Origin of the sequence: Hydrogenophaga sp. (assembly GCF_048549895.1) — a bacterium.
In the GTDB taxonomy this organism is placed as follows: Bacteria; Pseudomonadota; Gammaproteobacteria; order Burkholderiales; family Burkholderiaceae_C; genus Hydrogenophaga.
Genome location: NZ_JBLYYB010000233.1, coordinates 1 through 8,313 on the forward strand (window position 1 = coordinate 1; position 8,313 = coordinate 8,313).

The window sequence follows — 8,313 nt, forward strand, 5'->3', positions numbered from 1 at the left end:
CCTCTTCGGCGGTGCCGGCTCGCGCCTGGTGGTCTCACACGACCGCGTGGTCAAGCTGCACAACGACCTGGGTTCCCAGATGGTGCTGCTGGCCCTGGCCGCCACCGCCTACCACTCGGTCACCTTCGGTGGCAGCCGCGCACCCGCCACGCCGCCCGAGCTGATCATTGGCCACGGTGTCATGGGCCGCCTGCTGGCCCGCCTCACGGTGGCCTCGGGTGCCCCCGCCCCGGTGGTCTGGGAAACGCAGGCCGCGCGCCGCGTGGGCGCCGAGGGCTACAGCGTCATCAGCCCCGATGAGGACACGCGCAAGGACTACCGCGCGATCTACGACGTGAGCGGTGACTCGGACATCCTCAACCGCGTGATCCCGCGCCTGGCCAAGGGTGGTGAGGTGGTGCTCGCCGGCTTCTACAAAAACGACATCTCGTTTGCCTTCGCCCCGGCGTTCATGCGCGAAGCGCAGATCCGCGCCGCCGCCGAATGGAAACGCGCCGACCTGCTGGCCGTCACCCAGCTCGTGCAGACCGGGCGCCTGTGCCTGGACGGCCTGATCACCCACACCGAAACCCCGGCCCGCGCAAGCGACGCCTACGCGGCCGCCTTCGGCGATCCGCAGTGTTTGAAGATGGTCCTGGACTGGAGAAACTGATGAACGCAATCCCCGTCAACCAAGTGCAGTCCGCGAAGTTCATGGACCAGTTGCGCGCCGAAGCCGCCCTGGAGCCGGCACCGGTGCACACCGGCGAAGTGAAGAAGGAAACCCAGATCATCGCGATCTACGGCAAGGGCGGCATCGGCAAGAGCTTCACGCTGGCCAACCTCTCTTACATGATGGCCCAGCAGGGCAAGAAGGTGCTGCTGATCGGCTGCGACCCCAAGAGCGACACCACCAGCCTGCTCTTCGGTGGCCGCGCCTGCCCGACCATCATCGAAACCTCGTCGAAGAAAAAACTCGCCGGTGAAGCGGTGGCCATCGGCGATGTCTGCTTCAAGCGCGACGGCGTCTATGCCATGGAACTCGGTGGCCCCGAGGTTGGTCGCGGCTGCGGTGGCCGCGGCATCATCCACGGCTTCGAGCTGCTGGAAAAACTCGGCTTCCACGAATGGGGCTTCGACTACGTGCTGCTCGACTTCCTGGGCGACGTGGTGTGCGGCGGCTTCGGCCTGCCGATCGCACGCGACATGTGCCAGAAGGTCATCGTGGTGGCGTCCAACGACCTGCAGTCGCTCTATGTCGCCAACAACGTCTGCAGCGCGGTGGAGTACTTCCGCAAGCTCGGCGGCAACGTGGGCGTGGCCGGCATGGTGATCAACCGCGACGACGGCACCGGCGAGGCGATGAACTTCGCCGAAGCCGTCGGCATCCCGGTGCTCTCGGTGATCCCGGCCGACGACGACATCCGCCGCAAGAGTGCCAGCTACGAAATCATCGGCCGCCCCGAATCGGTCTGGGGCCCCATGTTTGCCCAGCTCGCCGAGAACGTGGGCAACTCCACCCCCATGCGCCCCAAGCCCATGACACAGGACGAGCTGCTGGGCCTGTTCTCGGCCTCGGCGGTGGGCCGCGACGTGGTGCTGGAGCCCGCCACCCAGTTCGACATGTGCGGCAAGACCGACACCAGCAAGCCCACCCTGGAAGTTGTGTACGACGAGGTCTGAAGCCATGAGCGGCACCACCATCCCCATCATCCCCGCGAAGGCCACCACCGCCATCGAAGGCGATGGCATGGGTTGCCACGCCGGCGGCGAGACGCTGCTGGCCGCGGCCAAGTCGGCCGGCAAGAGCGAGATCCTGGCGCAGTACGCCGCCGACTACCCCAAGCGCGAGAACGCCGGCCCGCACGACCAGCCGCAAAGCATGTGCCCGGCCTTCGGTTCGCTGCGGGTGGGTCTGCGCATGCGCCGCACCGCCACCATTCTCAGCGGCTCGGCCTGCTGCGTCTACGGCCTCACCTTCACCAGCCACTTTTATGGTGCGCGCCGCAGCGTGGGTTACGTGCCCTTCAACAGCGAATCGCTGGTGACCGGCAAGCTGTTCGAGGACATCAGCGAAGCCGTGCACGCCCAGGCCGATCCCGAGAAGCTCGACGCCATCGTCATCATCAACCTGTGTGTGCCCACCGCCAGCGGTGTGCCGCTGCAGATCCTGCCCAAGGCCATCAACGGCGTGCGCATCATCGGCATCGACGTGCCCGGCTTCGGCGTGCCGACCCATGCGGAAGCCAAGGACGTGCTGACCGGCGCCATGCTGAAGTACGCACGCAGCGAGATCATGGCCGGCCCGGTGCCCGCTCCGCGCCAAGCGCGCAGCGACAAGCCCACCATCACGCTGCTCGGCGAAATGTTCCCGGCCGACCCGATGCTGATCGCGCAGATGATCGCGCCCATGGGCCTGGCCGTGGGCACCGTGGCGCCCACCCGCGAATGGCGCGAGCTGTACACCGCGCTCGACAGCGTGGCCGTGGCCGCCATCCACCCGTTCTACACCGCCAGCATCCGCGAATTTGAAGCCGCCGGCCGCGCAATCGTGGGCTCGGCCCCGGTGGGTGTGGACGGCACGCACGACTGGCTCGGCGCCATCGGCCAGGCCACCGGTGTGGCCCAAGCCCAGATCGACGCGGCACGCAACGCGACGCTGGCCGCGATTCGCGGCGTGTTGTCGCAACAGAAGATCAACGGCCGCATCACGCTCAGCGGCTACGAAGGCTCCGAACTCCTGGTGGGCCGGCTGCTGGTGGAGTGCGGCGCTGATTTGCGCTACGTGGGCTCGGCCTGCCCGGCCACGCCGTGGAATGCGCATGACGCCGCGTGGCTCAAGTCCAAGGGCGTGCAGGTGCAGTTCCGCGCCTCGCTTGAAAACGACCTGGACGCCATGCGCGAATACCGGCCGCAGCTGGCCATCGGCACCACACCCGTGGTGCAGGCGGCCAAGGAAGCCAGCATCCCCTCGCTCTACTACACCAACCTGATTTCTGCCCGCCCGCTGATGGGCGTGGCCGGTGCCGGCTCGCTGATCCAGGTGATCAACGCCGCCATGGGCAACCAGCACCGCTTCGACCAGATGAAGGACTTCTTTGGCAGCGTGGGCAACGGCGACAAGGCCGGTGTGTGGGAAGACGTGCCGAAAGATTTTCCAGACTTCCGCAAGGAACAGCGCCGCCAGCTGGACAAGCAGGCGAAGAAGCGCAAAGCCGAGGAGATGGGCTCATGAACACCCTCTCGACCGCCTCCACTTCCGTTCGCCCTGAGCTTGTCGAAGGGCTCACCATCACCTGGGCATGGCTTCGACAGGCTCAGCCCGAACGGGCTTGTGTTGGGAGCTGTACATGCTAGTCCTTGACCACGATCGCGCTGGCGGCTACTGGGGTGCCGTCTATGTGTTCACCGCCATCAAGGGCCTGCAGGTGGTCATTGACGGCCCGGTGGGCTGCGAGAACCTGCCCGTGACCAGCGTGCTGCACTACACCGATGCGCTGCCGCCGCACGAGCTGCCGATCGTGGTGACCGGCCTGGCCGAAGAGCAGTTGGGCCGCGAAGGCACCGAAGGTTCGATGAAGCGCGCCCACGCGGTGCTCGACCCCGAACTGCCTGCCGTGGTGGTCACCGGCTCGATCGCCGAAATGATCGGCGGCGGTGTGACGCCCGAGGGCACCAACCTCATGCGCTTCCTGCCGCGCACCATCGACGAAGACCAGTGGCAGTGCGCCAACCGCGCGATGTTCTGGCTCTGGAGCGAGTTCGGCATGAAGAAGGTGCCGGCCCGCAAACCCTTTGCCGAGCGCCCCGCTGGCGAGAAGCCGCGCGTGAACATCATCGGCCCGAGCTACGGCACCTTCAACAGCCCGAGCGACCTGGCCGAGATTCGCCGCCTGGTGCAAGGCATCGGCGCCGACATCAACATGGTCTTCCCGCTGGGCAGCCACCTCTCGGAAGTGTCGCGCCTGGTGGAGGCCGACGTGAACATCTGCATGTACCGCGAATTCGGCCGCATGCTCTGCGAAGCACTCGACCGCCCCTACCTGCAAGCCCCCATCGGCCTGCACAGCACCACCAAGTTTTTGCGCACGCTCGGCGAGCTGCTGGGCCTGGACCCGGAGCCCTTCATCGAGCGCGAGAAGCACACCACCATCAAACCGGTGTGGGACCTGTGGCGCTCGGTGACGCAAGACTTCTTTGCCACCGCCAGCTTCGCGGTGGTGGCCGGTGAGACCTATGCGCGCGGCATCCAGCACTTCCTGGAAACCGAGATGGGCATGCCCTGCAAGTTCGCCGTCTCGCGCAAGGCCGGTGAGAAAACCGACAACGCTGCGGTGCGCGAACTGGTGCGCACGAAGATGCCGCTGATTCTCTTCGGCAGCTACAACGAGCGCATGTACCTCGCCGAGGCCGGCAGCCAGGGGCCGATGAAGGCGACCTACATCCCGGCTTCGTTCCCGGGCGCCATCATCCGCCGCCACACCGGTACCCCGTTCATGGGTTACAGCGGCGCGACCTACCTTATTCAAGAGGTGTGCAACGCGCTGTTCGACGCGCTGTTCCACATCCTGCCGCTGGGCACCGACATGGACAAGGTCGACCCCACGCTGGCGCGCGGCGAAGTGGCCGGCCTCTCCACCCCATGGGACGACAAGGCCCAGGCCCGGTTGCACGCGCTCATTTCCAACCAGCCGGTGCTGGTGCAGATCTCGGCCGCCAAGCGGCTGCGCGACGAGGCCGAGCGCCAGGCGCGCGAAAGCGGCGAGGCCGCCGTCAACGAATCGCATGTGAACACCGCTGGCCAGTCGATGGGCCTGGGGGAATTCGCATGACCCGGACAACACATTTCGACTCGGGCGCAAGCGCCCGGTCCACCTCACGTTGCGGCATGTCGCTGCAGCTGCCCATGGTGCGCGGGCTGGGCGCATCGATGGCCTCACGGCCACATTGAAAAGGAGCATCCCATGTCGACACGGACATCTGTTTCCGGCTTGACGGACGATGAAGCTCAGGAGTTCCACCAGTACTACATCCAAGGCTTCATTGGGTTCACGGCCATCGCCGTTGTCGCCCATTTGCTGGTGTGGTTCTGGCGGCCCTGGCTCTGACCCACAAGGCCTTTTTGTCGTGAAAGGAAAACTGCCATGAACGATCTGTCTTATGAAGCCCATAAGCCTTCCCTGAGCGGAGACAAGCTTTCGTTTGTCCTGATCTTTGCCCCTTGCTTCCTGCTGTTGCTGTCGCTTGCCGTGCTGGGCCAACTGGTCGGCATGCACTGGCAGTTCTGGCTGCCTGGCGCGGAGCACAAGACCAGCATCTTCTCGGGCGTGCATGCCGCGGTCTACACCTTCATGTCTCACATCATTTGATTTAAGGAGATCCCATCATGTGGAGAATCTGGCGCCTTTTCGATCCTGTGCGCACCATGGTTGCGCAGGGCGTTTTTCTGTTCGGTGTCGCAGTGATGATTCACCTCATCCTGCTGAGCACCAACAAGTTCAACTGGCTGGACGGCCCCAAGGCCGCCGCACCGACCGCGCAAAGCATGCCGGCGGCCACCCCCGCAGCGAAGTCCTGACTTCGCCCGAGGTGTGCAGGTGCTGAAACTGGCGTGGGCCAGTGCAGCATCTGCTCCCCTCCCCCATTTGCAAAGACGTACGAAGTCCAAACCACCTGAGACAGGAGGGCCGCACCATGGCCATGCTCAATTTTGAAAAGAAATACCGGGTTCGAGGCGGAACACTGGTTGGCGGTGACCTGTTCGATTTCTGGGTGGGTCCGTTCTACGTCGGCTTCTTTGGTGTCACCACGCTGTTCTTCGCGTTCCTCGGCACCGCCATGATCCTCTGGGGCGCCTCGCAAGGCCCGACCTGGAACCTCTGGCAGATCAGCATCGCGCCCCCCGACCTTTCCTACGGCCTGCGCTTTGCGCCGCTGATGGAGGGCGGTCTGTGGCAGCTGATCACGGTGTGTGCGATCGGCGCGTTTGTATCCTGGGCACTGCGCGAAGTGGAGATCTGCCGCAAGCTGGGCATGGGCTACCACGTGCCCTTTGCCTTCAGCGTGGCCATCCTGGCTTATGTGACCCTGGTGGTGATCCGCCCGGTGTTGCTCGGCGCCTGGGGACACGGCTTCCCCTACGGCATCTTCAGCCACCTCGACTGGGTGTCCAACGTGGGCTACCAGTACCTGCACTTCCACTACAACCCGGCCCACATGCTGGCGGTGAGTTTCTTCTTTGCCACCACCTTCGCGCTCTCGCTGCACGGCTCGCTGATCCTCTCGGCCACCAACCCGGCCGCCGGTGAAAAGGTCAAGGCGCCCGAGCACGAAGACACCTTCTTCCGCGACACCATCGGTTACTCCATCGGCACCCTGGGCATCCACCGTCTGGGCCTGTTCCTGGCGCTGGCTGCCGTGCTGTTCAGCGCGCTGTGCATCGTGATCAGCGGACCGTTCTGGAGCCGCGGCTGGCCCGAGTGGTGGGGCTGGTGGCTGAACCTGCCGATCTGGTCCTGAAGCCGTCAGAAAAGAACAGGAGCACACCATGCAATACCAAAACCTCTTCACAACGGTGCAGGCCGTCGGGCCGGTGCACCACGGCGTCGAGCTCGGTCACGGACAGGACCCCCGCATCGGCGACAAGCCCTTCATCTTTCACCTGCTGGGGCGCTTCGGCAACGCGCAGATCGGCCCCGTCTACCTCGGCAGCCTGGGCGTGGCGGCGCTGTTCTTCGGGATCATCGCCTTCAACATCATGGGCATGAACATGCTGGCCTCGGTCAACTACGACCCGATCCAGTTCGTGCGCCAGCTGTTCTGGCTCTCGCTGGAGCCGCCAGCGGCCGGCGCTGGTCTGGGCCTGGCCCCGCTCAACGCGGGCGGGTGGTGGCAGATCGCGGGTCTGTTCCTCACGATCTCGGTGATCCTGTGGTGGGCGCGCACCTACCGCCGCGCGCGGGCCCTGGGCATGGGCACGCACGTGGCCTGGGCCTTTGCCGCCGCCATCTGGCTCTTCCTGGTGCTCGGCCTGATTCGCCCGGTGCTCATGGGCTCGTGGAGCGAGGCCGTGCCCTTCGGCATCTTCCCCCACCTGGACTGGACGGCCGCCTTCTCGCTGCGCTACGGCAACCTGTTCTACAACCCCTTCCACGCGCTCTCGATCGCCTTCCTGTACGGCTCCACCCTGCTGTTTGCGATGCACGGCGCCACCATCCTCGCGGTGAGCCGCTTTGGCGGTGAACGCGAGATCGAACAAATCGTCGACCGCGGCACAGCCAGCGAACGCGCCGCGCTGTTCTGGCGCTGGACCATGGGCTTCAACGCCACGATGGAATCCATTCACCGCTGGGCCTGGTGGTTCGCTGTGTTGTGCCCGCTGGTGGGTGGCATCGGCATCCTGCTGACCGGCACCGTGGTGGACAACTGGTACCTGTGGGCCATCAAGCACGGTGTTGCACCGCCCTACCCCGATGTGTTTCCCGCCGTGATGGATCCGGCACTCGCACCAGGAGCCAAGTGATGAACACCTCCATCTTCAAGAACCGCATGTGGCTGGGCGCGCTGGCGCTCGGATCGCTGGTCCTGCTCGGTGGCTGCGAGCGCCCTCCCATGGACACGGTGCAGCACGGCTACCGGGGCACCGGCATGGTCCAGGTCTACAACCCGCGCGTGCAGGCCGATGTGGTCGCAGCCAACCAGGTGCCCGCCGCGCAACCGCCGGCCAGCGCCGACGGCCCCAAGGCCGGCGCGATCTACCAGAACGTCAAGGTGCTGGGCGACCTGAGCGTGGGCGAGTTCACCCGCCTCATGGTCAACATGACGGCCTGGGTGTCGCCCGAGCAGGGCTGCAACTACTGCCACAACGGTGCCAACTTCGCCGACGACAGCCTCTACACCAAGGTGGTGGCGCGGCGCATGGTGCAGATGACGCAGCACATCAACACCGACTGGAAAGCCCACGTGGCCGAGACCGGTGTGACCTGCTACACCTGCCACCGCGGCAACCCGGTGCCCAAGGAGATCTGGTTCACCGCCGACAGCCAGCCCTACGGCTCCAACTTCATGGGCAACAAGACCGGGCAGAACACGCCGGCCGACAGCGTGAAGCTGGCCTCGCTGCCCTACGATCCTTTCACGTCCTACCTGCTCAAAGACGAGCCGATCCGGGTGAACGCCACCAAGGCCCTGCCCACCAGCGGCGGTCAGGGTGAAAGCATCCAGCGCACCGAGAAGACCTATGCACTCATGACGCACATGTCGGCCTCGCTGGGGGTGAACTGCACCTACTGCCACAACACGCAGAACTTCGGCAAATGGGACGGCGCACCACCC

At 65.4% G+C, this 8,313-nt stretch carries 10 protein-coding genes; all 10 read left to right on the top strand.

Features of this window, described 5'->3' with window-relative positions; genetic code table 11:
• Positions 1–652: chlorophyll synthesis pathway protein BchC (locus ACN4F8_RS21415; protein WP_419475433.1), on the top strand; the 652-nt coding region annotated here is incomplete at its 5' end.
• Positions 652–1,662, top strand: a complete 1,011-nt coding sequence (locus ACN4F8_RS21420; protein ID WP_419475434.1) for a chlorophyllide a reductase iron protein subunit X — start codon at positions 652–654, stop codon at positions 1,660–1,662. The genes ACN4F8_RS21415 and ACN4F8_RS21420, both read left to right, overlap by 1 nt.
• 4 nt (positions 1,663–1,666) lie before the next feature.
• Positions 1,667–3,214 (top strand): chlorophyllide a reductase subunit Y, encoded by a 1,548-nt coding sequence (gene bchY, locus ACN4F8_RS21425; protein ID WP_419475435.1) that lies wholly within the window; start codon positions 1,667–1,669, stop codon positions 3,212–3,214.
• A 115-nt stretch (positions 3,215–3,329) separates the two neighbouring features.
• Positions 3,330–4,811, top strand: a complete 1,482-nt coding sequence (bchZ, locus tag ACN4F8_RS21430) for a chlorophyllide a reductase subunit Z (protein ID WP_419475436.1) — start codon at positions 3,330–3,332, stop codon at positions 4,809–4,811.
• 132 nt (positions 4,812–4,943) lie between these two features.
• Complete coding sequence (gene pufB, locus ACN4F8_RS21435; RefSeq protein WP_069046185.1) at positions 4,944–5,087, top strand: light-harvesting antenna LH1, beta subunit; 144 nt, start codon at positions 4,944–4,946, stop codon at positions 5,085–5,087.
• A 36-nt stretch (positions 5,088–5,123) separates the two neighbouring features.
• Positions 5,124–5,348, top strand: coding sequence for a hypothetical protein (locus ACN4F8_RS21440; RefSeq protein WP_419475437.1), 225 nt, complete (start codon positions 5,124–5,126; stop codon positions 5,346–5,348).
• Between the two features lie 17 nt (positions 5,349–5,365).
• Complete coding sequence (gene pufA / locus ACN4F8_RS21445; protein ID WP_322273431.1) at positions 5,366–5,557, top strand: light-harvesting antenna LH1, alpha subunit; 192 nt, start codon at positions 5,366–5,368, stop codon at positions 5,555–5,557.
• A 116-nt stretch (positions 5,558–5,673) separates the two neighbouring features.
• A complete protein-coding gene (gene pufL, locus ACN4F8_RS21450) occupies positions 5,674–6,498 on the top strand; it encodes a photosynthetic reaction center subunit L (protein ID WP_419475438.1) in 825 nt (274 codons plus the stop codon).
• A 28-nt stretch (positions 6,499–6,526) separates the two neighbouring features.
• A complete protein-coding gene (gene pufM, locus ACN4F8_RS21455; protein ID WP_419475439.1) occupies positions 6,527–7,501 on the top strand; it encodes a photosynthetic reaction center subunit M in 975 nt (324 codons plus the stop codon).
• Positions 7,501–8,313: photosynthetic reaction center cytochrome PufC (pufC, locus tag ACN4F8_RS21460; RefSeq protein WP_419475440.1), on the top strand; the 813-nt coding region annotated here is incomplete at its 3' end. The genes pufM and pufC, both read left to right, overlap by 1 nt.

Bases quoted from the DNA above. Each gene is read 5' to 3' on its own strand.
- bchY (WP_419475435.1), top strand. From the start codon at position 1,667: ATGAGCGGCACCACCATCCCCATCATCCCCGCGAAGGCCACCACCGCC.
- pufB (WP_069046185.1), top strand. From the start codon at position 4,944: ATGTCGACACGGACATCTGTTTCCGGCTTGACGGACGATGAAGCTCAG.
- pufA (WP_322273431.1), top strand. From the start codon at position 5,366: ATGTGGAGAATCTGGCGCCTTTTCGATCCTGTGCGCACCATGGTTGCG.
- ACN4F8_RS21420 (WP_419475434.1), top strand. From the start codon at position 652: ATGAACGCAATCCCCGTCAACCAAGTGCAGTCCGCGAAGTTCATGGAC.
- ACN4F8_RS21440 (WP_419475437.1), top strand. From the start codon at position 5,124: ATGAACGATCTGTCTTATGAAGCCCATAAGCCTTCCCTGAGCGGAGAC.
- bchZ (WP_419475436.1), top strand. From the start codon at position 3,330: ATGCTAGTCCTTGACCACGATCGCGCTGGCGGCTACTGGGGTGCCGTC.
- pufL (WP_419475438.1), top strand. From the start codon at position 5,674: ATGGCCATGCTCAATTTTGAAAAGAAATACCGGGTTCGAGGCGGAACA.
- pufM (WP_419475439.1), top strand. From the start codon at position 6,527: ATGCAATACCAAAACCTCTTCACAACGGTGCAGGCCGTCGGGCCGGTG.